This is a genomic window from Ligilactobacillus sp. LYQ135 (assembly GCF_053711055.1).
Window position 1 is genome coordinate 20380 of record NZ_JBSJYT010000008.1, and the last position, 24385, is coordinate 44764.

Annotated in this window: 31 protein-coding genes, 1 other RNA gene and 1 other annotated feature; of the genes, 27 read left to right on the forward strand and 5 right to left on the reverse strand. The window is 33.1% G+C overall.

The features are described 5' to 3' along the window. Nucleotides 1-76 precede the first annotated feature (76 nt). The 16 genes from cysS to mprF all read left to right on the forward strand — a co-directional run bounded on the left by cysS (nucleotide 77) and on the right by mprF (nucleotide 12535). Nucleotides 77-1480, forward strand: a complete 1404-nt coding sequence (gene cysS, locus ACWCL1_RS06945; RefSeq protein ID WP_454546180.1) for a cysteine--tRNA ligase — start codon at nucleotides 77-79, stop codon at nucleotides 1478-1480. After that, nucleotides 1480-1896 carry a Mini-ribonuclease 3 gene (locus ACWCL1_RS06950; protein ID WP_454546181.1) on the forward strand — a complete coding sequence of 139 codons (417 nt, stop codon included), beginning with the start codon at nucleotides 1480-1482 and terminating at the stop codon, nucleotides 1894-1896. Before cysS ends, ACWCL1_RS06950 begins: the two co-directional genes overlap by 1 nt. After that, complete coding sequence (gene rlmB, locus ACWCL1_RS06955; RefSeq protein ID WP_454546182.1) at nucleotides 1880-2626, forward strand: 23S rRNA (guanosine(2251)-2'-O)-methyltransferase RlmB; 747 nt, start codon at nucleotides 1880-1882, stop codon at nucleotides 2624-2626. Before ACWCL1_RS06950 ends, rlmB begins: the two co-directional genes overlap by 17 nt. A gap of 2 nt (nucleotides 2627-2628) precedes the next feature. Next, the gene (locus tag ACWCL1_RS06960) at nucleotides 2629-3150 is read left to right on the forward strand and encodes an NYN domain-containing protein (protein ID WP_454546183.1); all 522 of its coding nucleotides are present in this window, start codon (nucleotides 2629-2631) and stop codon (nucleotides 3148-3150) included. A gap of 58 nt (nucleotides 3151-3208) precedes the next feature. Further along, nucleotides 3209-3361: a 50S ribosomal protein L33 gene (rpmG, locus tag ACWCL1_RS06965; RefSeq protein ID WP_454546184.1), complete on the forward strand. Its 153-nt coding sequence runs from the start codon at nucleotides 3209-3211 to the stop codon at nucleotides 3359-3361. A 13-nt stretch (nucleotides 3362-3374) separates the two neighbouring features. Then, entirely contained in the window at nucleotides 3375-3539 is a 165-nt protein-coding gene (gene secE / locus ACWCL1_RS06970) for a preprotein translocase subunit SecE (RefSeq protein WP_454546185.1), read from the forward strand. A 103-nt stretch (nucleotides 3540-3642) separates the two neighbouring features. After that, complete coding sequence (gene nusG / locus ACWCL1_RS06975; protein WP_454546186.1) at nucleotides 3643-4188, forward strand: transcription termination/antitermination protein NusG; 546 nt, start codon at nucleotides 3643-3645, stop codon at nucleotides 4186-4188. A 120-nt stretch (nucleotides 4189-4308) separates the two neighbouring features. Further along, a complete protein-coding gene (locus tag ACWCL1_RS06980) occupies nucleotides 4309-5034 on the forward strand; it encodes an alpha/beta fold hydrolase (RefSeq protein WP_454546187.1) in 726 nt (241 codons plus the stop codon). Nucleotides 5035-5135: 101 nt separating this feature from the next. Beyond that, nucleotides 5136-6041, forward strand: a complete 906-nt coding sequence (gene rbsK, locus ACWCL1_RS06985) for a ribokinase (protein WP_454546188.1) — start codon at nucleotides 5136-5138, stop codon at nucleotides 6039-6041. Between the two features lie 12 nt (nucleotides 6042-6053). Beyond that, complete coding sequence (rbsD, locus tag ACWCL1_RS06990) at nucleotides 6054-6449, forward strand: D-ribose pyranase (RefSeq protein ID WP_454546189.1); 396 nt, start codon at nucleotides 6054-6056, stop codon at nucleotides 6447-6449. Nucleotides 6450-6464: 15 nt separating this feature from the next. Then, nucleotides 6465-7352: a ribose/proton symporter RbsU gene (rbsU, locus tag ACWCL1_RS06995; protein ID WP_454546190.1), complete on the forward strand. Its 888-nt coding sequence runs from the start codon at nucleotides 6465-6467 to the stop codon at nucleotides 7350-7352. Nucleotides 7353-7488: 136 nt separating this feature from the next. Continuing rightward, on the forward strand, nucleotides 7489-7914 hold the full coding sequence (rplK, locus tag ACWCL1_RS07000; RefSeq protein ID WP_454546191.1) for a 50S ribosomal protein L11: 426 nt from the start codon (nucleotides 7489-7491) through the stop codon (nucleotides 7912-7914). Between the two features lie 100 nt (nucleotides 7915-8014). Beyond that, nucleotides 8015-8707 carry a 50S ribosomal protein L1 gene (gene rplA / locus ACWCL1_RS07005; protein ID WP_454546192.1) on the forward strand — a complete coding sequence of 231 codons (693 nt, stop codon included), beginning with the start codon at nucleotides 8015-8017 and terminating at the stop codon, nucleotides 8705-8707. A gap of 38 nt (nucleotides 8708-8745) precedes the next feature. After that, nucleotides 8746-8859, forward strand: a sequence feature (ribosomal protein L10 leader region). A 23-nt stretch (nucleotides 8860-8882) separates the two neighbouring features. Continuing rightward, nucleotides 8883-9383 (forward strand): 50S ribosomal protein L10, encoded by a 501-nt coding sequence (gene rplJ, locus ACWCL1_RS07010; RefSeq protein WP_454546193.1) that lies wholly within the window; start codon nucleotides 8883-8885, stop codon nucleotides 9381-9383. Between the two features lie 60 nt (nucleotides 9384-9443). After that, the gene (gene rplL, locus ACWCL1_RS07015) at nucleotides 9444-9809 is read left to right on the forward strand and encodes a 50S ribosomal protein L7/L12 (RefSeq protein WP_454546194.1); all 366 of its coding nucleotides are present in this window, start codon (nucleotides 9444-9446) and stop codon (nucleotides 9807-9809) included. A 143-nt stretch (nucleotides 9810-9952) separates the two neighbouring features. Continuing rightward, nucleotides 9953-12535: a bifunctional lysylphosphatidylglycerol flippase/synthetase MprF gene (gene mprF, locus ACWCL1_RS07020; RefSeq protein WP_454546195.1), complete on the forward strand. Its 2583-nt coding sequence runs from the start codon at nucleotides 9953-9955 to the stop codon at nucleotides 12533-12535. Between the two features lie 36 nt (nucleotides 12536-12571). On the opposite strand, the gene ACWCL1_RS07025 is transcribed toward mprF, so the two are convergent. From ACWCL1_RS07025 to nrdH, 5 genes are read right to left on the reverse strand one after another with little or no spacing between them, the layout of a single operon-like run. Further along, nucleotides 12572-12988, reverse strand: coding sequence for a hypothetical protein (locus tag ACWCL1_RS07025; RefSeq protein ID WP_454546196.1), 417 nt, complete (start codon nucleotides 12986-12988; stop codon nucleotides 12572-12574). Between the two features lie 15 nt (nucleotides 12989-13003). Next, complete coding sequence (gene nrdF, locus ACWCL1_RS07030) at nucleotides 13004-13987, reverse strand: class 1b ribonucleoside-diphosphate reductase subunit beta (protein ID WP_454546197.1); 984 nt, start codon at nucleotides 13985-13987, stop codon at nucleotides 13004-13006. Between the two features lie 20 nt (nucleotides 13988-14007). After that, a complete protein-coding gene (gene nrdI / locus ACWCL1_RS07035) occupies nucleotides 14008-14457 on the reverse strand; it encodes a class Ib ribonucleoside-diphosphate reductase assembly flavoprotein NrdI (protein WP_454546198.1) in 450 nt (149 codons plus the stop codon). Nucleotides 14458-14475: 18 nt separating this feature from the next. Beyond that, nucleotides 14476-16650 (reverse strand): class 1b ribonucleoside-diphosphate reductase subunit alpha, encoded by a 2175-nt coding sequence (gene nrdE / locus ACWCL1_RS07040; RefSeq protein WP_454546199.1) that lies wholly within the window; start codon nucleotides 16648-16650, stop codon nucleotides 14476-14478. 23 nt (nucleotides 16651-16673) lie between these two features. Next, entirely contained in the window at nucleotides 16674-16907 is a 234-nt protein-coding gene (nrdH, locus tag ACWCL1_RS07045; protein WP_454546200.1) for a glutaredoxin-like protein NrdH, read from the reverse strand. 196 nt (nucleotides 16908-17103) lie between these two features. Between nrdH and ACWCL1_RS07050 the strand changes: the two genes are divergently transcribed. The 11 genes from ACWCL1_RS07050 to rsmI all read left to right on the forward strand — a co-directional run bounded on the left by ACWCL1_RS07050 (nucleotide 17104) and on the right by rsmI (nucleotide 24369). Next, complete coding sequence (locus ACWCL1_RS07050; protein ID WP_454546201.1) at nucleotides 17104-17721, forward strand: class I SAM-dependent methyltransferase; 618 nt, start codon at nucleotides 17104-17106, stop codon at nucleotides 17719-17721. Next, nucleotides 17721-18191, forward strand: a complete 471-nt coding sequence (tadA, locus tag ACWCL1_RS07055) for a tRNA adenosine(34) deaminase TadA (RefSeq protein WP_454546202.1) — start codon at nucleotides 17721-17723, stop codon at nucleotides 18189-18191. Before ACWCL1_RS07050 ends, tadA begins: the two co-directional genes overlap by 1 nt. Nucleotides 18192-18242: 51 nt before the next feature. After that, nucleotides 18243-18329: signal recognition particle sRNA small type (ffs, locus tag ACWCL1_RS07060), an RNA gene on the forward strand. Between the two features lie 70 nt (nucleotides 18330-18399). Beyond that, nucleotides 18400-20118, forward strand: coding sequence for a DNA polymerase III subunit gamma/tau (dnaX, locus tag ACWCL1_RS07065; protein WP_454546203.1), 1719 nt, complete (start codon nucleotides 18400-18402; stop codon nucleotides 20116-20118). 12 nt (nucleotides 20119-20130) lie between these two features. Beyond that, nucleotides 20131-20730 carry a recombination mediator RecR gene (recR, locus tag ACWCL1_RS07070; protein ID WP_454546204.1) on the forward strand — a complete coding sequence of 200 codons (600 nt, stop codon included), beginning with the start codon at nucleotides 20131-20133 and terminating at the stop codon, nucleotides 20728-20730. Then, entirely contained in the window at nucleotides 20730-20999 is a 270-nt protein-coding gene (locus ACWCL1_RS07075) for a YaaL family protein (protein ID WP_454546205.1), read from the forward strand. The genes recR and ACWCL1_RS07075 overlap by 1 nt, the downstream gene beginning before the upstream one ends. Nucleotides 21000-21151: 152 nt before the next feature. After that, nucleotides 21152-21790: a dTMP kinase gene (gene tmk / locus ACWCL1_RS07080; protein ID WP_454546206.1), complete on the forward strand. Its 639-nt coding sequence runs from the start codon at nucleotides 21152-21154 to the stop codon at nucleotides 21788-21790. A gap of 3 nt (nucleotides 21791-21793) precedes the next feature. Beyond that, nucleotides 21794-22126 carry a cyclic-di-AMP receptor gene (locus ACWCL1_RS07085; RefSeq protein ID WP_454546207.1) on the forward strand — a complete coding sequence of 111 codons (333 nt, stop codon included), beginning with the start codon at nucleotides 21794-21796 and terminating at the stop codon, nucleotides 22124-22126. A gap of 12 nt (nucleotides 22127-22138) precedes the next feature. Further along, complete coding sequence (gene holB / locus ACWCL1_RS07090; protein WP_454546208.1) at nucleotides 22139-23131, forward strand: DNA polymerase III subunit delta'; 993 nt, start codon at nucleotides 22139-22141, stop codon at nucleotides 23129-23131. 13 nt (nucleotides 23132-23144) lie between these two features. Then, nucleotides 23145-23510, forward strand: coding sequence for a DNA replication initiation control protein YabA (locus tag ACWCL1_RS07095; protein ID WP_454546209.1), 366 nt, complete (start codon nucleotides 23145-23147; stop codon nucleotides 23508-23510). Then, entirely contained in the window at nucleotides 23488-24369 is an 882-nt protein-coding gene (gene rsmI / locus ACWCL1_RS07100) for a 16S rRNA (cytidine(1402)-2'-O)-methyltransferase (RefSeq protein WP_454546210.1), read from the forward strand. The genes ACWCL1_RS07095 and rsmI overlap by 23 nt, the downstream gene beginning before the upstream one ends. Nucleotides 24370-24385: the final 16 nt, after the last annotated feature.

The following is a 24385-nucleotide window of genomic DNA, read 5'->3' on the forward strand; positions in this document are numbered from 1 at the left end:
TATGGATAAAGAGAGGCTGCAACAAATTACAGCCTCTCTTTATATAATGAGATTTGATTGAATTTAGGAGAAAAGAATGCAAATTTATAATACACTAACAAATCAAAAAGAAGAATTTAAACCAATCCATCCAGGAAAAGTGTTAATGTATGTTTGTGGCCCAACCGTATACAACTACATTCATATTGGAAATGCGCGCAGTGCAGTAGCATTTGATACAGTGCGACGTTATTTAGAATATCGGGGTTATGACGTTAAATACGTTTCTAACTTTACAGATGTAGACGATAAAATTATTAAGGCAAGTCAAGAAACTGGAATGGATGTTCATGAACTAACTCAAAAATTCATTAATGCTTTTTATGAAGATACGGATGCCTTAAATATTAAACGAGCAATTTTAAATCCTAGAGTTATGGATAATATGGAGGATATTATTGCCTTTGTCCAAAATTTAATTGACAAAGATGATGCCTATGTAGTTGATGGAGACGTTTATTTTAAAACACGTAAATTTAAAAATTATGGTGAATTGTCAGGTCAATCAATTGATGATTTAGAACAAGGAGCAAGTGAGCGAATCACCGTAGAAGAGCAAGAAAAGAAAGCTGATCCGCTCGATTTTGCATTGTGGAAAAAAGCTAAAGCAGGTGAAATTTCATGGGATTCTCCATGGGGAAAGGGACGTCCAGGATGGCATATTGAATGTTCAGTAATGGCAACGAAGTATTTAGCTGATACAATTGATATTCATGCCGGTGGTGTTGATTTAGAATTTCCTCACCATGAAAATGAAATTGCTCAAAGTGAATCAAAAACACACCAAAAATTTTCAAATTATTGGATGCACAATGGATTTGTTACAATTGGCAAAGATAATGAAAAAATGAGTAAGTCACTTGGAAACTTCATTACAGTTCATGATTTACTTAAAGAAGTTGATCCTCAAGTTGTGCGTTTCTTCATGGTTACAACGCATTATCGGCGTCCAGTTCAATATACAGAAGAAAACTTAGCAGAAGCAAAAACTAATTTAGAAAAAATAACTACTGCATATCGCAATTTACAATATCGTTTACAAACTGCCCATTCAAGAAAAGATGCTAACCAAAATCAATTATTTGATGAATTGATTGCAGATTTTATTACTGCAATGGATGATGATTTTAACGTGCAAAATGCGATGACTTCAATTTACGAAATGGCGAAAATGATGAATGTTTATTCCGAAAAAGAAGATGTAAGTAAAGCAACAATTCAATATATGCTGACTGAGTTTGAAAAGATAGTGGCAGTCTTAGGAATAAAAATGCCTAAAGCAGAGTTGTTAGATGAAGAAATTGAGCAAATGATCGCCAAACGAAATCAAGCTCGTAAAGATAAAAACTATAGTTTAAGCGATGAAATTCGTGATGAGTTAAAAGTTAAAGGGATCATTCTTGAAGATACCGCTCAAGGAACAAGATGGAGAAGAGAATAATGGCAATTGCAGATTATAATCAGATGAATGGAATTGCATTAGCATATATTGGTGATGCAATTTATGAAGTATATGTACGACAACACCTTTTACAAAAAGGAATCACTAAACCTACTAAATTACATCATTTAGCAACACGCTATGTTTCAGCTAAGGCACAGGCTTTTTTAGCTGAAAAAATGGTGGCACAAGATTTGTTAAGTGAAAGTGAGCAAGAATATTTTAAACGCGGAAGAAATGCTAAAAGTCATACGTCAGCTAAAAATACTTCTGTAATGACTTATCGAATTTCAACTGGATTTGAAGCATTATTTGGCTACTTATATTTAAGTGAACAAACTAAAAGATTAGATGAGTTAGCTCAATGGTGCATTAAAACAGCGGAGGAGGAAAATATGAATGGCACAACCAAATGATCAAGAAATGATTATTGGACGTCATCCTGCAATGGCGGCACTTAGATCAAATCAAACTATTAATAAAGTTTTTGTGCAAAGTAACTTAACCGCTGATGCAATTGGTGAAATTGTGACACTTGCTAAACGCAAAGGAATTATTATTTCAGTTGTTCCTAAAAGTAAATTAGATCAACTAAGTCATAATCAAAATCACCAAGGAGTAGTTTTAATGGTAGCTGCATTTGAATATGCAACAATTGATGATCTTTTTAAAAGAGCTGCACAAAAGCATGCAGATCCGCTTTTCTTGATTTTAGATGGAATTGAAGATCCACACAATTTAGGATCAATTTTAAGAACGGCTGATGCAGTTGGCATTCATGGAGTAATTATTCCTAAAAGACGAGCAGTTCAGTTAACTTCAACTGTTGCGAAAACTTCAACGGGTGCAATTGAGTATGTTCCAGTAGCTCGGGTGACTAACTTAGTTCAAACAGTAAAAGAACTAAAAAAACGGGGCTTATGGATCTTTGGAACTGATATGAAGGGACAAGATTTTCGGAAATGGAGTGCCCAAGGACCAACTGCAATCGTAATTGGTAATGAAGGCAAAGGCATTTCTCCACTATTGAAAAAAGAGTGTGATGGGATGCTAACTATTCCAATGGTAGGGCATGTTCAAAGTTTAAATGCTAGTGTAGCTGCAAGTTTATTAATGTATCAAGCCTTTACTTCAAGGGGAGTTTAACTATGAAGAAACGGATTTTAATTGTTGATGCATATAATATGATTGGCAATTGGCCGCAGTTAGATAAATTAAAGAAAGCAGATCGACTTGAAGATGCGCGCGATCAATTATTAAAAATTTTATCAAATTATCATAAACAAATTGATATGGAAATTATCGTTGTTTTTGATGCAATGTATATTCCTGGATTAGCACAAAGTTATGATCAGTATAATTTGAAAATTGTGTGGACAGACGAAGGCCAAACGGCAGATAGTTATATTGAAATGTTAGTGGGTCAATTATTGAGCCCGTTAGCTCAAGTAACGGTAGCAACTAGTGATCAAGCAGAACAATGGACAGTGTTTTCACAGGGAGGTTTACGAAAACCTGCATGGGAATTATATCAAGATATTAAGCATGCACGTCGGCAAGTTAATCAAGCAACACAAAAATATCAAATTCAAGCATCTGTAAGAAAAATTCCATGGAGTGATCATCAACTTGAACAACTGGCAAAATTAAGAGATGATTTATCAAGTTGATTTGACAATTGCATGTGAATGATTGTATAGTTAAAATGAATTTTTTAAGGAGAAAGATATGGTTTCAAAAAGAAAAATTGCACTAGCATGTTCAAAATGTGGTTCGCGAAACTATACAATTACTGAAAATCCGAACCGAACAGAACGACTCGAAGTTAAAAAGTTTTGTAAGTATTGCAATGAACACACAGTTCATCGGGAAACAAAATAAAGGAGTGAGATCGGTGAGATTTATTAAAGAAGTTGTCCAAACAATGAAGGATACAACTTGGGAAACAGGTAAGGAAACGCGGAAAGATACTACTACAGTTGTAGTAATGTCTTTGGCTTTAATTGCATTTTTTGCGGTTGTAGATGGTATTGCTCAAGGTTTAATTAACTTTATCTAGTCAGTTAAATTAAAATTTGATATAATAAAGTTGGTAGTTGAGAAAACTTCGCATTGCGAAGTTTTTTTATTTTGTAATTTAAGTTATTGGAAGGAATATGAACATGGCAGACACAATGGAGAAAAAATGGTATGTGTTACATACATACTCAGGATATGAAAACAAGGTTAAAGAAAATTTAGAATCCCGTGCTCAATCAATGGGAATGGAAAATTATATTTTTCGGGTGGTTGTTCCTGAAGAAGAAAAAGTTGAGACAACTAAAACAGGAAAAGACAAAGTTGAAAAGTTAAAAACATTTCCTGGATATGTTTTAGTAGAAATGGTAATGACAGATGAATCTTGGTATGTTGTGCGGAATACTCCAGGCGTAACCGGATTTGTTGGTTCACATGGTTCAGGAAGTAAACCAGCGCCATTATTAGATTCTGAAATTCAAAATATTTTAAATACTTTAGGAATGAGTACCCATGCAAATCAATCTAAGATTAATGTAGGGGATTCAGTTTCAATTATTAGTGGTCCATTTAAAGGACAAGTTATTAAAGTAACTGAAGTCGATGATAATAAGATTAAGGGTAATATTTTAATGATGGGTCATGAAACTAACGTTGAAGTTGGTTTTGATGAAGTTGACTCAATCGGTTAGTTAATTATTTGAATATAAAAATTTAGTTGTGGCTTATGTCACAATTTTTTTATTTAGATGAATAGGGTTTGAACGTATCTTTCTTTCCAATTGTGCTATCATCAAATTGAGGTGATTAAAATGCAAATCACAAAACCTACACTTTTTATTCATGGTTATGCAGGTAACTTTTTTTCATTTGGGAGAATGATTCGGCGATTTCAAAAAAGAAAGTGGGGAAGTGGCAAATGTTTAATTCTAGTCACTCATTCAGGAAGAGTATTGATTTTAGGGAATCCAGTTTCATTAATTCAAGTGATTTTTATGGAAAATCGTGATGTCGTTGATCATCAAGTAAAGTGGATTTGGAAAATTTTAAATATTTTAAAGCAACGTTACCACATTACTAATGTTAACTTAGTTGCACATTCAATGGGATGTATATCTGTTCTTAAATATTTAAGTCAATATGGATATACTACTCAAAATGCTAAAGTCGATAAGGTTGTCACGCTTGGTGCACCTTTCAATGATAAAATTGTTGGTAAAAAAACACCATACATTGAAGATCATCCTTTAACTAAAGAAGGTCCAATCAAAAAAGCTCCTTTATATCAATGGTTAAAAGCACATAATATGGGATTACCTTTGGATATTAAATTTTTAAACATTGCTGGAAACATGCAAAATGGAACTGATTCAGATGGACAAGTTTCAGTTAATTCAGCACGATCATTACGCTATTTAGTTAAGGATGTAACTAAACAGTACCATGAATATATTGTTCATGGGAAAAAAGCAGCCCACAGTAAATTACATGAAAATGAACAAGTTGATTTGGAAATTAAAAATTTTCTCATGGGATAGATTATAGTAATAAATTTTATTTCTATTATTGAAAACGCTTAATTCACGTGATATATTTGAATTACCGAATGGAGTATATTAAATATGATAGGGTGATTAAGATGAATAATGTAACTGTTATTGGAAGTATTAATTTAGATCGAAGCATTCGGGCTAAGCGGATGGCCAAAGCAGGAGAGACATTGCATATTGATGAGTCATTTTCTGCAGGTGGTGGTAAGGGTGCTAATCAAGCCGTTGCCGCACAAAGATTAGGTGCTAAAACTAACTTTATTGGTGCAATTGGTGATGACGATGCAGGCAAAGTAATGCTTGAATTACTTTCAGAAGAAAAAATCAATTTAGCGGGAATTGAAACGCTAAAAAATACTTCAACTGGTCAAGCATATGTTATTGTAACTGATAATAGTGAAAATCGGATCTTTGTTTTAGGTGGTGCTAATATGTTATTAACTCCACAACATATTAAAACTCATGAAGATTTAATTCAACAAAGTGACTTTGTTGTTGCACAATTTGAAACTCCAATTGAAACAACGATTGAAGCATTTAAAATTGCTAAGCAAGAAGAAATTAAAACAATTTTAAATCCTGCACCAGCAGTTAAAGAAGTTCCTCAAGAACTTTTGAAAGTTACTGATATGATTATTCCAAATGAAACTGAAACGCAAATTTTAACAGGAATAAAAATTGAAAATGAAGACGATATGATTAAAGCGGCAGATCAATTACATGATTTAGGAATCCAAATTGTTTTAATTACAATTGGAAGTAAAGGAACATTTTATAGTTATGATCATAAACATGGGATTGTTCCTGCTTGTAAAGTAAAAGCAGTTGATACCACTGCGGCGGGAGATACTTTTATTGGGGCATTGAGTAGCAAACTTAAAACCGATTTTAGTAATCTTGAGGATGCAATTAAGTTTAGTAATCAAGCTTCAGCATTAACAGTTCAAAGATATGGAGCACAACCATCAATTCCATACTTAAAAGAATTAAACTAAGGAGTGGTTATTATGAAAAAAACACCAGTAATTAATTCAGATATTTCACGTGTAATTGCTCAAATGGGGCATTTTGATAAATTAGCAATTGGCGATGCGGGAATGCCAGTTCCAAATGAAACTGAAAAAATTGATTTAGCAGTAACTAAGCAAATTCCAAGTTTTATGGATGTTTTAAATAATGTTTTAGAAGAATTAGAAGTTCAACGCATTTTTCTTGCTGAAGAAATTAAAACTCATAATCCCGAAATGTTAGCAGCAATTCAAAAACGTTTGCCAGAAATGCCAATTACATTTATTCCACATTCAGAAATGAAACAAGATTTAAAAGACTGTAAAGCATTTATTCGTACAGGTGAAATGACGCCATATTCAAATATTTTACTTGAAAGTGGCGTTGTATTTTAATTTGAGGTGATTAATTTGAACACAATGGCAATTATTATTGGATTAGGTCCGTTAATTGGATGGGGTATTTATCCGACAATTGCATCAAAATTTGGTGGAAAACCAGTTAATCAAATTTTAGGTTCTACAATTGGAACATTAATTTTTGCAATTATTTTTAATCAAGTTGAAAATTTAGGATTTCCAGATGGGAAAAACTTATTACTAGCAATTTTATCTGGAATTGGTTGGGCAATTGCACAGATCATTACATTTTATTCATTTACATTGGTAGGTTCATCCCGTGCAATGCCAGTTACAACTGCATTCCAACTTTTAGGTGCCTCAATTTGGGGTGTAGTTGCTTTAGGTGATTGGCCTACAGCAACAGATAAAATTGTAGGGTTCTTAGCTTTAGCAGTCATTATTTTAGGAGCATGGATGACTGTTTGGAGTGAGAAAAAAACAGAAGAATCAAGTGGTGCCTTGAAAAAAGCGGTGATTGTTTTACTAATTGGTGAAATTGGTTATTGGGCATATTCAGCTGCACCACAAGCTGCAAGTATTAGTGGAAAAGAGGCTTTCTTACCGCAATCAATTGGTATGGTAATTGTCGGTGTAGTTTATGGATTAATTGAAACTTTCAAATCAAATGATCCAACTCCATTTGCACAAGCAGTTACTTATAAGCAAATTATCTCTGGATTCTTCTTTGCATTTGCAGCGTTAACATATTTAATTTCAGCACAACCAAATATGAATGGGTTAGCAACTGGATTTATTTTATCGCAAACTTCAGTTGTACTAGCTACATTAACTGGAATTTGGTTCTTAGGGCAAAAGAAAACAACCAAAGAGTTATGGGTAACAATTATTGGATTAGCTTTAATTATTGGAGCTGCTGCGGTAACTGTAATTGTTTAATTCAAAAAAAGTTCTGATGCAATTGCATTAGAACTTTTTTTATGATATATTATAAAAGTATGTTTTAGACATACTTAGTGGGAGGTCAAATTTAGCTGGCCATCCGAACCACAACACGGAAGAGGAGGTTTTTACCGTGGCAAAAAACGTAGTAAACGTTGTTAAATTACAAATTCCTGCTGGAAAAGCAACTCCAGCTCCTCCTGTAGGTCCTGCATTAGGACAAGCAGGTATTAACATTATGGGATTCACAAAGGAATTCAACGCACGTACAGCTGATCAAGCTGGAATGATTATTCCTGTTGTGATTAGTGTATATGAAGATCGTTCATTTGACTTCATTACAAAAACACCACCTGCTTCAGTATTACTTAAGAAGGCTGCTGGTGTAGAAAAAGGCTCTGGCGAACCTAACACAAATAAAGTTGCAACAGTTACAAAAGCACAAGTTAAGGAAATCGCAGAGACAAAAATGCAAGATCTAAACGCTGCAGACGTTGAAGCTGCTATGCGCATGATTGAAGGTACTGCACGAAGCATGGGCTTTGTTGTTGAAGACTAATTAATAACAACTCTGCTTCCCAGTCGGACACTTTGTGAAAGCAAGGATGTCAAGTGGGAGGTTTATCCGATGACCACATTTTGCAAGGAGGAATTCACTAATGGCTAAAAAGAAAAGCAAGAAATATTTAGAAGCCGCAAAGCAAATCGAAGCTGGCAAGAGCTACACAGCAAAGGAAGCTCTTGAATTAGTTAAGAAAATTGACTTTGCAAACTTTGATGCAACAATTGAAGCTGCATTTAACTTAAACCTTGATACAAAACAAGCTGACCAACAATTACGTGGCGCAATGGTATTACCAAACGGTACAGGTAAAGACCAAAAAGTTATCGTATTTGCTAAGGGTCCTAAAGCTCAGGAAGCTAAGGATGCTGGTGCAGATGTTGTGGGTGACGACGATTTAGTTCAACGCATTCAAGACGGTTGGTTAGACTTTGATGTTGCAATTGCAACACCTGACATGATGGCACAAGTTGGTCGTTTAGGTCGTGTTCTTGGACCTAAAGGCTTAATGCCAAACCCAAAGACTGGTACAGTTACAATGGATGTTAAGAAGGCTGTTACAGATGCTAAGTCAGGTCAAGTAACATACAGAACTGATCGTGACGGTAACGTTCACATTCCTGTAGGTAAAGTATCATTTACTGTAGATGCTTTAGTAGGTAACTTTGAAGCAATCTACGACGTAATTGCTAAAGCTCGTCCAGCAGCCGTTAAAGGTACTTACATCAAGCACTTATCAGTTGCTTCAACATTTGGACCAAGCGTTACAATTGATGTAAGTTCACTTTAATATATTGACCAGCTTACTGGGATATGTTAAACTTTAAAGAGTTGATTATAGTTCTGCCTAAGACTCAGGTGGCTTTGCCTTAATATCCTGCCGAGGAGAATACGTTCTTTCTCTATGTCTTAGTGTGGACATAGAGTTTTTTTAAACTCTGATCCTGCAACTAGGAGGTGAAAGTATGAGTAAAGAAATTATTGCAAAGAAAGCTGCAATTGTTGATGAAGTTGCTGAGAAACTTCAAAATGCTGTTTCTAACGTAGTTGTTGACTACCGTGGTTTAACAGTTGAAGAAGTTACAGAATTACGTAAACAATTGCGTGAAGCAGGCGTAGAAATGCAAGTTATCAAGAACACATACTTAAGACGTGCTACTGCTAAAGCTGGTATCGAAGGTATGGACGATGTATTTGTAGGTCCTACAGCTGTTGCCTTTTCAAATGAAGATGTTACAGCACCTGCTCGTATTTTAGTTAAATTTGCTGAAGATCATGAAGCTCTTGAAGTTAAAGGTGGTATGATCGAAGGTAAAGTAGCATCATTAGATGAAATCATCGCTTTATCAAAACTTCCAGACCGCGATGGATTACTTTCAATGTTACTATCTGTATTACAAGCACCAGTGCGCAACTTTGCATATGCAGTTAAGGCTGTTGCTGATAGTAAAGAAGAAGCAGAATAATTTAGTTACTATAAAATATAATCAATAAATTTATACTTTATAATTTCGGAGGAATATACAATGGCATTAGATACAGAAAAGATCATTGCTGACTTAAAAGAAGCTAGCATTCTTGAATTAAACGACTTAGTAAAAGCTATCGAAGATGAATTTGGTGTTTCAGCTGCTGCTCCAGTTGCTGCTGCAGGTGCTGCTGCAGACGGTGCTGCTGAAAAATCAGAATTTGATGTTGAATTAACAGACGCTGGTTCAGCTAAAGTTAAAGTAATCAAGGCTGTTAAGGATATTACAGGTCTTGGTTTGAAAGACGCTAAAGGCTTAGTTGATGGTGCTCCTTCAGTAATTAAAGAAGGCGTTGCTAAGGACGAAGCTGAAGAAATGAAAGCTAAACTTGAAGAAGTTGGCGCTAAGATTACTCTTAAATAAGCTATTCTTAGTTAAAGTAAGCTGTGATGAAGATCACGGCTTATTTTTTTGTCTTTTTCTTTAATCACAACAAATAATATTATATTATTAGTGTAGCATTTAATTTTTGCAAGCCATTCAAAATTGAGGAGGGATGAATGTTAATGCATAAAATGTTTACGCATATTAAAAAATTTTACGATAAACATTCAACATTGTTGAAAATGATTTTCATTTTTTCAGTATTAGTGTTTGTATTTACTGAACTTGGAAGAATTTTTCATCAATTGAACTGGCATCAAGTTGGTGAAGCTTTATCAGATCAATCACCAATGGTTATTATGGCGATGCTTGTTTGTGGTTTAATTGCGGTTTTACCGATGTTAATTTATGATTTTGTGATTGTAAAATTTTTGCCAGGGGACTTTTCTAAAGGATATATTGCACGGAGTGGATGGATTACTAATACAGTAACTAATATTGCTGGATTTGGTGGTGTATTAGGTGCAGCTTTACGTGCGAATTTTTATAAAAAAGGAGCTAGTAAAAAGCAAATCTTGTACGCAATTTCTAAAATTGCATTGTTCTTACTGGCAGGACTTTCAATTTTTTGTTGGATTTCATTAATAATGATGTTCACTTTACCTTCTGAAGGAGGATTTCATAAATATTCAATTTGGCTACTAGGTGGAGGAGCATATTTTCCAATTCTATTTATTGTAACTAAGTTTAAAAATAATAATTTTTTTAAGGATTTAACTTGGAAACGTGAGGCTGCATTAATTTTAGGCTCTACGGTTGAATGGGGCTGTGCCGCTTTTTTCTTTGTAATCATCGGTGCATTAATGAATGTTCACATTCATTTGCTTGATGTGATTCCATTGTACATAATTGCAGAAATTTTAGGAATCATTTCAATGGTTCCAGGCGGCTTAGGCTCTTTTGACGTATTCATGATTTTGGAATTGACTAAATTAGGAGTTTCAAGTGAAATTGCCATTGTTTGGATCTTATTTTTCCGATTGTTCTATTACTTGGTACCATTTTGTTTAGGTGGTGTCTTCTTTGTTCATGATATGGGACAACAAATTAATGATAATTTTGACGGTATTCCTGAAATGATTGTGCGTAAAGTGGCTCATAGTTTAGTGACATTATTTATGTATTTTTCCGGAATATTTATGCTACTAGAGTCAGCATTGCCTAATTTCACTTTTTCAAATTCGTTTTTGATGAAGCTAATGCCATATACTTTTTTCTTTTTAAATCAAATGACTAATGTGTTATTTGCCTTTTTATTACTAGGGATGGCTCGGGCAATCCAACTAAAACAACGGAAAGCATATGTTCCTGCTTTAGTTGTTTTAGGAATTGGCGTTGTAAATACTTTATGGAAGGAATATACGCCTACATTAGCTGTCTTTTTAGTTTTTGTAATGATTTGTGTTGTATTAGCTCGCAAGGAGTTATATCGTGAAAAAATGCCAACTTCATTTGAAAGTGCCTTTTTAAACATGTTAATCTTTGGTGGCGCTTTTGTATTGTATATGCTAGTGGGCATATTAAATCGACCAAGTAGTCATCATAAAATTCCATCAGGATTCTTTTTTCCTGATCAACAAGTCTGGTTATATGGGTTAGTAGGAATGGTTATTGCAGGAGTTATTTTACTGATTAGTAATAAATATTTCACTAATGGAAAAGATCCATTCATAAAAGACCAATTTCCAGAAAAAAGGGTAACTCAATTGATCGAAAAATATGGTGGCAATGAAGTTAGTCATTTAGCATATTTAAAAGATAAAATGATTTATATTTACCAACATAACGATGAAGATCAACTCTTTATTATGTATCAAGTTATGGCTGATAAAATTATTGTAATGGGAGAACCAGTCGGAAACCAACAGTATTTAAATGAAGCAATTAAAGAGTTAGTGACATTATCTGATAAATATGGATACAAGCTTGTTTTTTATGAAATTAATTCTAAATTAACAATGCTTTTGCATGAATATGGATTTGATTTTATTAAAACAGGTGAAGAAGGTTTTGTAAAACTAGATGAGTTTACTTTAACCGGGAAAAAGAAGCGTGCACAACGCGCCTTAATGAATAAATTCGAACGTGAAGGTTATACTTTTGAAATGTTGGAACCACCATTTTCAGCTGAACTAATGGCCGAATTAAAAAAAGTTTCTGATAGTTGGTTAGGAAATCGAGTTGAAAAAGGATTTTCATTAGGATTTTTTGATGAAGAATATATTCAAATGACTCCAGTAGCAGTCGTTAAGGATAAAGATGACAAAATCGTGTCTTTTGCAACTTTAATGCCAATGCAAAAAGATACTCTTTCAATTGATTTAATGCGGCATAGTAAAGATGCGCCATCTGGAATTATGGATAAAATTTTTATTGAACTTTTTAAATATGGTCAAGAAAATGGATATAAGTATTTTGATTTAGGAATGGCACCATTATCAAATGTAGGACTTTCTAAATTTAGTTTTATTGAAGAAAGAGTGGCACACTATATTTATGAATATGGTTATCGTGTATATGGATTTCAAGGTTTACGTGCATTTAAAAATAAGTATGCTAATCTTTGGGATTCAAAATACACAACATACCGTAAACGCAGTTCAATTGCAATTACAATGCTTCAACTAGTAATGGTTGTTAATAGAAAACACGATACTGACGAATTACCAAAGAATTTATTAGTACCAAAATTTTTACAAAAATAAGATTAACCCCTACTGAATATTCAGTAGGGGTTAATCTTATTTAATAAATGGCTCAGTAACATTACCCATGGAAACTTTATATAGCTGAACAGCTAAATTAGGATTAGCTGTTTTAAGCCAAGAAGAGTGAATTAAAGTTTCATTTGAAAAATTTGAATTTAAATAGTGGTCAATTGCAAGTGGATCTAAACTTGCAATTTGATGAGCGATTTCAGGATAATTATCAAAAATGAATGTGCGCATCTCATTTTTCCCGGTTAATTTAAATTTAACACCAGTAAACCAAATTTGGTTATGTAAAATTTGCTTAGCATAATTTTGAATGAAGCACTCATTTTGATTTTTATTTGAAAAATCAAGATATAAATGATCAATTTCAATAATGCCTTGCTTTAAATTCTGTTTTTTAAATTGCATAATGTTGCGTGCTTTTTCAATAGTTGATGTACTCATATTTTTTCCTCACTTTTATTTTTCAGGATCCTGATTTGCCCATTTTTCATAATCTTCATTAGTCATAGCTTCAACTTCACCTAAACGATATCCATTTCCAACTTGAGAGAAGAAATCATGATTAGAAGTAGTAGTTGAAATTCCGTTGATAACAGTTGGTTCAACGTCTTCTGCAGTATCAGGGAAGAGCGGATCTTGACCTAAATTCATCAATGCTTTATTAGCATTATAGCGAACAAAGGTTAAAACATCTTCACTCCAGCCAACAGGATCATATAAAAGATGTGTATATTTTTCTTCATTTTCATAAAGTTGCATTAAGAAATCATATAACCAATCTTTCATCCGTTGTTGTTCGTTTTCAGAACGTTCTTTAAGTCCTAGTTGGAATTTATATCCAATATATGTACCATGCACAGATTCATCTCTAAGGATTAATTTTATGATTTCAGCGGTATTGGCTAATTGATTATGTCCCAAATAGTAAAGGGGAGTATAAAAACCAGAATAAAATAAGCAAGTTTCTAAAAAGACATTTGCAACCTTTTGTTTTAATGGATCTTCAGCAGTGTCATTATAAATATTACTAATCCACTTAGCTTTATTTTGAAGAAATTCTTCTGAATCACTCCATTCAAAAATTTCGCGAATTTCATCAGGTGTATTTAAAGTTGAAAAAATTGTAGAATAACTTTTAGCATGAACTGATTCCATGAATTGAATATTATTTAAAACGGCAATTTCATGTTGGGTACGAGGATGGCGTTTTAAAGAAGCCATTCCATCTTGTGATTGAACTGTATCTAATAAAGTCAAACCACCGAAAACATGCCCCACCAAATACTTATGATCATCATCTAATTGATGCCAGTCTTTTAAGTCATTTGAAACTGGGATTCTTGTATCTAGCCAAAATTGCTCTGTTAATTTTTCCCAAGTTGCTTTATCAATTTGATCATCAAGTGCATTCCAGTTAATTGCTTTATAATTTTCACTCATAAAAATTCTCCTCACATTATTTAGCTTAAACAATCAGTTAACGTTTGATAAATTCGTGCTACATCTTGAGTAGTTCCTCGTAACTCATAGTTGTCTAAAAAAGGAACGTTAAACTGTTTAGCATATCTTCTTGCAGTTAAGCAAAATTGTTGGTTGAAATTGCGATTTCCCGATCCAATAATACCTAAACACAAAGCGGCGTTATTATCATAATCAATGTATTCGCCTAAAGCATTGGTCATTAATTCTTTAACGCCATTGTCAATTCCATTACCTCCGTCAAGATAAGTAGGAACAAAGGCAAAATAACTTTGAGTTTCATTTTCAAAAGGGGTAGCATCATCAATTTCACGTGCATTCACGAGTGGCATTGAGTGGTTTTTAGCATGCATTTCTTCAGCATAATTTTGAATTTTTTCAATGAAGGAACGAGTATTTCCTTCAATTGAAATGTATAAAATATTAATCATTATATCTTCTCCCACTAGTTAAATTGAACAGCTTTCGCATTCATTAACACTGAAAGCTTCTGAACCGTCATCAGTATATGTACGAACATAGTACAAACTTTTAATTCCTTTATGCCAAGCATAGTTACGGATAATTGATAAATCGCGCGTAGTCATTTTGTTTGTGCGCCCATTTTTCCATGGATACAATCCATCATCAATTGTTGATTTAAAATAAAGTGTAATTGAAATCGCTTGGTCAACATGCTTTTGTGCAGCAGCATAAACATCGATCATTTTACGCATATCTAAATCATAGGCAGATTTATAATATGGCATTGTATCAGTTGAAAGGTAAGCGGCAGGATAATAAACTTTACCAATTTTACCTTCTTGGCGTTCCTCTACTTTTTGAATAATTGGTTGAAGAGAAGCAGTAGTATTTCCAACGTATGAGATTGAACCAGTTGGAGCTACTGCCATGCGATAAGCATTGTATAAGCCATCTTTCATAACAGCTTGTTTGAGTTTTTCCCAATCTTCCTTAGTAGGGATCAGAATATTGGCAAAAAGTTCCTTAACCCGCTTAGATTTTGGTGCAAAATCTTCATTAAGATATTGATCAAAATAGCTTCCATTAGCATAATCACTTTTTTCAAATTCATAGAAAGTTTCTTGGCGTTCTTTGGCAATTTTATTTGAAGCAACCAATGTCCAATAGTTAAGTAACATGAAGTAAACGCTAGTAAATTCAATTGATTCTGGTGAGCCATATTCGATATGATTTTTAGCAAGATAAGCATGTAATCCCATGGCTCCTAATCCAACTGAATGAGATAAATTGTTACCTTCATAAATAGAAGGCACTACCTTTGCATTCCCTTGATCTGATACAAAAGTTAAGGCACGCATCATAGTTTCAATTGATTTTCCAAAATCAGGTGAAGCCATTAAATTAACAATATTAGTCGAGCCTAAATTACAACTAATGTCACTTCCAAGTTCTTCATATTCTTGTAAGTCATTAATTTTAGATGGACGTTGAATTTGAGCAATTTCAGAACAAAGATTACTCATAATAATTTTGCCGTGAACAGGATTAGTCTGATTCATCGTATCAATGTTAACAATATAAGGATAGCCTGATTCTTGTTGTAATTTACTAATTTCTTCTTCAAGATCACGTGCTTTTAATTTAGTTTTATGAATGTGTTCATTATTAACTAAATTGTCATATTCTTTTGTAATATCAACATATGAAAAGGGAATGCCATATTCTTTTTCAACATCATATGGTTCAAAAAGATACATGTCAGCATTATTTTGAACTAACTCATAAAATTTATCAGGAACAATTACACCAAGTGAAAGAGTCTTCATACGAACCTTTTCATCAGCATTTTCACGTTTAGTTGCTAAAAATTCAATAATGTCAGGATGAAAGACACTTAAATAAACTACTCCAGCTCCTTGACGTTGCCCCAATTGATTAGAATATGAAAAACTGTCTTCTAGAAGTTTCATTACTGGAACAACTCCAGAAGCAGCATTTTCAATTCCTTTAATTGGAGCACCAGCACTGCGTAAATTGTTTAAAGTAATTCCAACTCCCCCACCAATTTTTGAAAGTTGAAGTGCAGAATTAATGCATCGTCCAATTGAATTCATATCGTCAGTAGGTTGAAGCAAGAAGCAAGAAACAAATTCTCCGCGGCGTTTACGACCAACATTTAAAAAAGTTGGGGTAGCTGGTTGATAACGTTGATGAATTAATTCATCAGCTAAATTTAAGGCTAATTGTTCATCCCCATTTGCCATATATAAGGCATTCATTGCGATTTTATCTTCATAACTTTCAAGGTAATATTCACCATCATTGGTTTTTAAAGCATATTGATTAAAGAATTTATATGCAGCCATGAAAGATTGAAATTCAAAGTGTTGCTCATTAAGATAGGCATATAATTTTTTAATGAAGGCGAAATTATATTTTTTAACAAATTCTTCTTCGATATAATTATGCTCAATAAGATAAGTAAAGCGCTCTTCTAAAGAAGAAAAGTGTTTCATATTAGGTGCTACATTTTCGGTTAAAAAAGCTTGCAATGCCTCTTTATCTTTATGTAACGGGATTTTATTATTAACTGGAATGTTAATTTGATTATTTAAATCATAATAAGTAACGTTACTGATATCGATACTTTTAAGCCCCAAGACAATTCCCCACTTTCTTAAAATTAATTTGTGACGATTAATTGTTTTAATTTATCTGGACGAAATCCATTAATAATTGGTTTTGAATTATTTTCTAAAACTGGTACGCTTTGAAAACCTTGTGATTTTAAGTAATCAATATATTCAGGTTGATTTGAAATGTTGCGTTCTTCGAAATCAATATGATTTTGTTCTAAAAAACGTTTAGTCATTTTGCATTGAATACAGTTATCTTTAGTATATAAAACTAATTCCATGATACTTACTTCTTTCTCGAATAAAATTTCTGTACGTGATGAAAGTATACACACTTTTGAAAAGAAATACAATATATAGTTACTCAATAAATCGTCAAGTGTATATATTGTATTTAAGCTCAATAGGCATAATTAAAGGGTTTGCTTTTAGTTTAAAAAATTCGTATCATAAACAAGTAGAAAGTAGGAGAGCATTTTGACAAATTATTATTATTCAGAAAATCCAGAAATTAATCATCAACAACGCCGATGGGATTTTGAATTAATGGGAAATCAGTTGCATTTTACAACTGATAATGGTGTTTTTTCAAAAAGAACCATAGACTTTGGTTCACGCTCTTTGTTAGAGGCATTAATGAGAACCAATCAACTTGCTAATTTAAAAGGAGCAATTTTAGATGTCGGATGTGGCTATGGTCCAATTGGATTAGCCATTGCTAAGGCTAATCCTAAATTATATATTGACATGATTGATGTCAATGAGTTGGCCCTTGATTTAGCCCGCCAAAATGCATATCAAAATCACATTGATAATGTTAGTATCTTTACGTCAAATGTATATGACCAAGTGAAGAAAACAGATTATGAAATGATTATTTCTAATCCTCCAATTCGAGCAGGCAAAGAAGTCGTGCATTCAATTCTAAGTGGGGCATATGACCATTTAAAAACTGGCGGTTTCTTAACGATTGTCATTCAAAAGAAACAAGGTGCTCCTTCAGCTGAAAAGAAAATGCAGGCCGTTTTTGGTAATTGTCAGTTGATTTTAAGAAAAAAGGGATATCAAATTTTACAAAGTCAAAAGGTTGAATAATGCAATATAATGAACAAGAAGCGCGAAAATATATGCAAGCAGCTTTAAACGAAGCGCAAAAAGCAGCTGCTTTAGGTGAAGTTCCCATTGGTTGTGTAATCGTTAAAGATCACCAAATCATTGGACGGGGATATAATTTTAGAGAAAAATCTAATTTGGCAATTGACCATGCTGAAATACGTGCAATTAAAATGGCCAATCAACAAGTCAATAGTTGGCGATTAGAGCAATGTGCTTTATTTGTTACTCTTGAGCCTTGTCCAATGTGTGCAGGTGCGATTTTAAACTCACGAATTAGTGAAGTTTATTATGGAGCAGCTGACAGTAAGGCTGGAATGGCAGGAACTTTAGCAGATTTACTCAATGATCCGCGATTAAATCATCAAGTTGATGTCCAAAAGAATATTTTAAAAAATGAGTGTTTAACGCTTTTACAAGACTTTTTCAGTGATATTCGAAAAAATAATTGAAAAAGACTGGATTTTTTATTTGTTTTGCGGTATCATAAATATTGCCGCAAGGCCTTAAGACAATATCAACTTAACGAAGCGTGTCAGGTCCGGAAGGAAGCAGCACTAAGTTTTGTTTGGTATGTGTCTTAAGTTTATATGAATGTTAAACTCTCGGTCTTTGAGATCGGGAGATTTTTTTTAGAAAAATGACAGGGAGGACTTTATCATGGGATACCAAGCTTTGTATCGAACATGGCGACCACAAAGATTTGAAGATGTTGTTGGTCAAGAAATGATTACGAAAACTTTAAAAAATGCGGTTTCAACGAATCAAACCTCCCATGCTTATTTGTTTACAGGGCCACGTGGAACAGGAAAAACATCCACAGCCAAAATTTTTGCTAAGGCAATTAATTGTCATCATCAAGAAAACGGCGAACCATGTAATCAATGTGAAATATGCAAAGCCATTACAGCTGGTAGTTTAAATGATATATTGGAAATTGACGCGGCTTCAAATAACGGGGTTGAAGAAATTCGGGATATCCGTGATAAGGTTAAGTACGCTCCTACACAAGCAGATTATAAAGTATATATTATTGATGAAGTTCATATGTTATCAACGGGTGCATTTAATGCATTATTGAAGACATTAGAGGAACCCCCTGCTAATGTAGTCTTTATTTTAGCGACTACCGAGCCGCATAAAATTCCAGCAACAATTATTTCAAGAACACAGCGATTTGATTTTAAAAGAATTACGTCAGCTGCGATTCTAAAGCGAATGGAATATATTTTAGACAAAAAAGGAATTGATTATGAAGATCAAGCTTTAAAAGTAGTTGCTAAATCTGCAGAGGGTGGAATGCGGGATGCATTAAGCATTTTAGATCAAGTTATTTCATTTGGAGAAAATAATGTTACTTTAGAAAATGCATTATTAGTTACAGGAAGTGTTACTAAGGCAGACTTATTAAAGTATTTAAAAGAAGTGACGGATCAAAATACACCTCAAGCACTTGAAATCATGCATCAATTAATTCATAACGGCAAAAATGCTACGAGAATTATTGAAGATTTGATTGAATATTGTCGAGATTTATTACTTTATCAGCAATCTCCTCAAATGTTAGCAGAAAATGAACTGGGAATGCTTGACGATGAGTTTGAAACATTTGCACAAAAAATTAAACCAGAAGTTTTGTATCAAATGATCAATATTTTAAATGAACAGCAAGAAAATATGCGTTTTACAAGCCATACAACAGTTTATTTAGAAGTGCTTACTGTTAAACTTTCACAGATTAAGCCTCAAGAAAGTAAATTAAATGATGAGCCAAAAGAAGGAATTACTCCAGCTCAAGCTCAAATTGAAAGTTTAAGTCAAAAAATTCAACAATTACAACGTCAATTGAATAATTTAAATGCAACTGCTCAAGCTCAGCCAGTAAAACGAAAGCCAGTACCTACAGAGAATAAAAAGAAGGTTACTCAGGTTAAAGTTAACTACGATAAAGTCAATGAAGTTTTAAATAATGCAACGCGAAAAGATTTGAATCGTTTCCAACAAGTTTGGGAAGAATTAATTAGTACCTTAACAGTTCCCCAACGTGCAATTATGAATGTAAGCAAGCCAGTTGCTGCTAGTGAACATGGAGTAGTAATTGGATTTGAATATCCATACTTGTGTCAAAAAGCAATTGAAGATCAGGAATTACAAGATGCATTAGAAAATGGATTAAGTCATTCAAGTCAACAATTAAGTTTGATCTTTTTGCCAAATGAACAGTGGATTAAAATTAGAAAAGATTATTTAGCGAAGCATCAACTTAACCAAGCACACTCAAATAAAGAAACTAAGGATCAATCACAATCAACTCCTAAGATTGTTAGTGAAGCACAAAAATTATTTGGAAAAGAAATTGTAAATGTAAAAGAAGACTAAGGAAGTGATAAAATGCAGTATCCAGAACCAATTGCAAAGTTAATTGATAGCTATATGAAATTACCTGGAATCGGTAGCAAAACCGCCACACGTCTTGCATTTTATACGCTTGATATGGATAAAAAAGACGTTGATGAGTTTTCAAAAGCCTTAACTTCTGCAAAAAAAGATTTACATTATTGTAGCATTTGCGGTAATATTACTGAAACAGATCCTTGTATGATTTGTCGTGATAAATCACGTGATCAAAGCCAAGTAATTGTCGTTGAACAACCTAAAGATGTAATGGCACTTGAAAAAATGAATGAGTATCATGGGTTGTATCACGTATTACATGGAGTGTTATCTCCAATTGAAGGCAAGGGACCTGAAGATATTAATATTCGCAGTTTATTTACTCGACTTCAAAAAAATGAAGCAATTAAAGAAGTAATTTTAGCTACTAATGCAACTCCAGAAGGTGAAGCAACTGCAACATATATTGCTCGTTTAATTAAACCAGCCGGAGTTAAAGCAACGCGTTTGGCACACGGGTTAGCAGTTGGTAGTGATATTGAATATGCGGATGAAATGACGTTGTTTAAAGCAATTGAAGGGCGGACAGAACTGTAATGTTTTTTGATTTTTTTAAGAGAAGAAAGAAAAAAGAATCTTTAAAAACACAATATGATAAAAAATTGTTAAATGATATTGAATTATCTAAAGATGAGTTAAATAATTTACGTAACAATGATGATTTACTAACAACGATGTCAACCGAAGATTACTTAATTAATGAGCAATTAGCGCAAGCTAAATTTGAATTCTTATTTAAAGAAGCAAAGCTTAGAAAAATTAAAGCAAAAATTCAAGAATCTGTTATTGTACGTCAAAATAAATAATATCAAAAAGGCTGTAATGCAAGTTGCAGTCTTTTTTACTATGATAAAAAATTTTTTGGCATACTTTGTTTAGAACTAAATTAAAAATGTGTTGCTGAAAGAATCATTTTTAAAGTACAATTATATTTAAAGAAAAATTGAGGGTGTTTGAAGTGAAAGGGAATTTTATCACTTTTGAAGGATTAGATGGTTCTGGGAAAACTACAGTTATACGCAACATCATAAATTTTTTAAGTGATCAACAAAAAAAACAATTTGTATTTACCCGCGAACCAGGTGGTAATCAAATCTCAGAAGCAATTCGTAATATTATTTTAGATCAAAAAAATACTCAAATGGATGTTCGAACAGAAGCCTTATTATATGCAGCCGCACGGCGTCAACATATGGTTGAAACAGTTTTCCCAGCGTTAAATGCAGGAAAAATCGTGTTGAGTGATCGTTATGTTGATAGTTCACTTGCGTATCAAGGAGCAGGCCGGCAAATTGGAGTAGAAGCAATTGCACAAATTAATGCTTTTGCAACTGAAAATTTAGTTCCAGATTTAACATTTTATTTTGAAATTGAACCTGAAATTGGATTGCAACGAATTCAAAAGAATCGTACAGATGAAATTAATCGGTTAGATCAAGAAAAAATTGAATTTTATAAACGGGTTCATGAAGAATACTTAACATTGGCAAAACAAAACTCACAAAGAATTAAAGTTATTGATGCAAGTCAATCAATTGAACAAGTAACAAGTAATGTTCTTGATATTTTAGTAGATTTTTTAAATTTAAAGGAGTAAATTATGAAATTAGTGATTGCAATCGTTCAAGATAAGGACAGTGATAAACTTAGTAACGATTTTATTGAACATAATATTCAAGCAACCAAATTAGCTTCAAGTGGAAGTTTTTTACGTTCAGGGAATTCAACTTTTTTGATTGGGATTGACGATCAAAGAGTTGATGAGGTACTTAAGATCATTCAACATGTATGCAAAAAAAGACAAAAATATATTACTCCGCCTGTAGGAATTGATACTCACGTTGAAGGAGTGCGTAATAATTATCCACGCCAAGTTAAAATTGGAGGAGCAACTGTCTTTGTACTAAATATTGAACAGTTTACACATTTTTAAGGAGAGAGACGCATGAAGCAAATTACAGCAATGCAAGCGAAGTTGAGTCAACACTTTGCAAAGTTAGTTCAAAATAATCAACTCGCACATGCCTATTTATTTAGTGGCGCATCTGGAAGTGGAAAACTACAATTAGCCATATGGATTGCTCAAGCTGTTTTTTGTAAAAATCCTCAACCTAATAGCCAACCATGTTTACAATGCTTGGAGTGTAAACGCATTGCGGCAAATGAACATCCAGATGTTGTTCAAATTTTTCCAGATGGAAACTCAATTAAAGTTGATCAAATTCGTTATTTGAAAATGGAATTTTCTAAAAGTGGGTTAGAAAGTAATCGTAAAATCTTTATTATTAAAGATGTGGAAAAAATGACAACTAGTGCAGCCAATAGTCTATTGAAGTTTATTGAAGACCCTCCTGGAAATGTAACTGCATTTTTACTTTCAAGTCATGCTAATCAAATTTTACCAACGATTATTTCACGCTGCCAAGTTGTTGAGTTAGCTACTAATCGTCAAGCGCGTTTGGATGAATTAATCGCTGCACAAATTGATCCAAGTATGGCTTCAATTTTAGTTAATTTAAACGCTTCTTTAGCTGAATTAAAGGAACTTGGTAATGATGAACGCTTTCGGAAAGAAGTTACTGAAGTTTGGAATTGGATGCACGCAATTCTTGAAAATGATTGGCGCTCATTTGTCTTTGTTCAAACGCGTTTAATGAATTATGCAACGGATAAAAAAAGCCAAGAACGTTTATTAGAACTCATTGTTTTACTTTGTCGCGATATAATGTTAATTAAATATCAGCAAGATGAAGAAATTGCATTTATAGCATATCAAGATCAATTAGTTTCACTACTTACTCAATTGACTACTGTGCAAGTTACTCAAGCAATTGAATTAGTTTTAAATTGTTGGAAACAATTAAGCGTTAACGTTTCATTTCAAAATATCCTTGAAACCCTAACGTTAAAATTGTGTGATGTCTACCATAACAGATAAGGATTGATAAAAAATGGATAAAGGAGAATTATACGATAGTTTTGAATCGATGGAAGCACAAGCTAGAAATATGAGTGAAATGCTTTCATCAATGCGTAAAGAAATGACGCAAATCATTGAAAAAAATGCAGAATTAGAAATTGAAAATCATCATTTACGTACTCGTTTAGCTGAATTAGAAAATACCAAAAAGTCTTCTAAAAATAATCAAGGACTTTCACGTTCACGCCAAAATTTAGAAAATCTTTATCGCGAAGGTTTTCACGTATGTACTCAATTTTTTGGTTCACGTCGTGAAGATGATGAATGTATTTTTTGCCAAGAAATAATTTATGGAGAAAAGTGGAGAAAAATTGATGGCAATCCAAAGAACAAGTAGCTTTAAAAATCAAAATAATGATGTTGGTGCTTTATATTTGGTTCCAACTCCAATTGGAAATTTAAGTGATATGACTCCGCGAGCAATTGAAGTATTAAGTCAAGTTGATTACATCGCTTCTGAAGATACTCGGAATACTCAAAAATTGTTGAATCATTTTGAAATTCATACAAAGCAAATTAGTTTTCATCAACATAATACACAGGAGCGCATCCCAGAATTAATTACTTTAATGAAAAATGGAAGTGATATTGCGCAAGTTAGTGATGCAGGGATGCCTTCAATTAGTGATCCAGGACATGAATTAGTTGAGGCATGCATTGAAAATAATCTTCGTGTAATTGCTTTGCCAGGGCCAAATGCCGCTTTAACAGCATTAATCGCTTCAGGAATTTTGCCACAACCGTTTATTTTTTATGGATTTTTGCCACGAAAAAACGCTGAGCAAAAAAAAGAATTAGAAAAACTTAATCAGCAAACGATGACGTTAATTTTTTATGAGGCCCCCCATCGTTTACTTAAAACGTTAAAGAATATGGCACTAATTTTTGGGGAACAACGCAAAATTACTTTATGTCGGGAACTAACTAAAAGGTATGAAGAATATTTACGTGGAACGCTTCAAGATGCAATTGAATGGTGCGAACAAGATGAAGTACGAGGTGAGTTCGTTTTAGTGATTGAAGGAAATGAACATCCTCAAACTTCCAATCCAGAAAGTCATTTACCAATAAAACAACAAGTTCAAAATTTAATTGACAATCAAGGCATGAAACCAAACGCTGCAATCAAGCAAGTAGCCAAAAATAACAATTTAAAAAAACAAATAGTGTATAATGAATTTCACGGAATTGATTAATATAAGGGGTTGAAAA

Excerpts from the sequence above, each read along its gene's own strand:
- ACWCL1_RS06960 (WP_454546183.1), top strand. The coding sequence starts at position 2,629 with ATGAAGAAACGGATTTTAATTGTTGATGCATATAATATGATTGGCAAT.
- ACWCL1_RS06950 (WP_454546181.1), top strand. The coding sequence starts at position 1,480 with ATGGCAATTGCAGATTATAATCAGATGAATGGAATTGCATTAGCATAT.
- rlmB (WP_454546182.1), top strand. The coding sequence starts at position 1,880 with ATGGCACAACCAAATGATCAAGAAATGATTATTGGACGTCATCCTGCA.
- nrdI (WP_454546198.1), bottom strand. The coding sequence starts at position 14,457 with ATGATTAATATTTTATACATTTCAATTGAAGGAAATACTCGTTCCTTC.
- ACWCL1_RS07075 (WP_454546205.1), top strand. The coding sequence starts at position 20,730 with ATGTTTTTTGATTTTTTTAAGAGAAGAAAGAAAAAAGAATCTTTAAAA.
- rbsD (WP_454546189.1), top strand. The coding sequence starts at position 6,054 with ATGAAAAAAACACCAGTAATTAATTCAGATATTTCACGTGTAATTGCT.
- nrdH (WP_454546200.1), bottom strand. The coding sequence starts at position 16,907 with ATGGAATTAGTTTTATATACTAAAGATAACTGTATTCAATGCAAAATG.
- ACWCL1_RS07025 (WP_454546196.1), bottom strand. The coding sequence starts at position 12,988 with ATGAGTACATCAACTATTGAAAAAGCACGCAACATTATGCAATTTAAA.
- mprF (WP_454546195.1), top strand. The coding sequence starts at position 9,953 with ATGCATAAAATGTTTACGCATATTAAAAAATTTTACGATAAACATTCA.
- nusG (WP_454546186.1), top strand. The coding sequence starts at position 3,643 with ATGGCAGACACAATGGAGAAAAAATGGTATGTGTTACATACATACTCA.
- tadA (WP_454546202.1), top strand. The coding sequence starts at position 17,721 with ATGCAATATAATGAACAAGAAGCGCGAAAATATATGCAAGCAGCTTTA.
- holB (WP_454546208.1), top strand. The coding sequence starts at position 22,139 with ATGAAGCAAATTACAGCAATGCAAGCGAAGTTGAGTCAACACTTTGCA.
- ACWCL1_RS07085 (WP_454546207.1), top strand. The coding sequence starts at position 21,794 with ATGAAATTAGTGATTGCAATCGTTCAAGATAAGGACAGTGATAAACTT.
- rsmI (WP_454546210.1), top strand. The coding sequence starts at position 23,488 with ATGGCAATCCAAAGAACAAGTAGCTTTAAAAATCAAAATAATGATGTT.
- rplL (WP_454546194.1), top strand. The coding sequence starts at position 9,444 with ATGGCATTAGATACAGAAAAGATCATTGCTGACTTAAAAGAAGCTAGC.
- rpmG (WP_454546184.1), top strand. The coding sequence starts at position 3,209 with ATGGTTTCAAAAAGAAAAATTGCACTAGCATGTTCAAAATGTGGTTCG.
- rplA (WP_454546192.1), top strand. The coding sequence starts at position 8,015 with ATGGCTAAAAAGAAAAGCAAGAAATATTTAGAAGCCGCAAAGCAAATC.
- dnaX (WP_454546203.1), top strand. The coding sequence starts at position 18,400 with ATGGGATACCAAGCTTTGTATCGAACATGGCGACCACAAAGATTTGAA.
- cysS (WP_454546180.1), top strand. The coding sequence starts at position 77 with ATGCAAATTTATAATACACTAACAAATCAAAAAGAAGAATTTAAACCA.
- rbsK (WP_454546188.1), top strand. The coding sequence starts at position 5,136 with ATGAATAATGTAACTGTTATTGGAAGTATTAATTTAGATCGAAGCATT.
- ACWCL1_RS07095 (WP_454546209.1), top strand. The coding sequence starts at position 23,145 with ATGGATAAAGGAGAATTATACGATAGTTTTGAATCGATGGAAGCACAA.
- rplJ (WP_454546193.1), top strand. The coding sequence starts at position 8,883 with ATGAGTAAAGAAATTATTGCAAAGAAAGCTGCAATTGTTGATGAAGTT.
- nrdF (WP_454546197.1), bottom strand. The coding sequence starts at position 13,987 with ATGAGTGAAAATTATAAAGCAATTAACTGGAATGCACTTGATGATCAA.
- recR (WP_454546204.1), top strand. The coding sequence starts at position 20,131 with ATGCAGTATCCAGAACCAATTGCAAAGTTAATTGATAGCTATATGAAA.
- ACWCL1_RS06980 (WP_454546187.1), top strand. The coding sequence starts at position 4,309 with ATGCAAATCACAAAACCTACACTTTTTATTCATGGTTATGCAGGTAAC.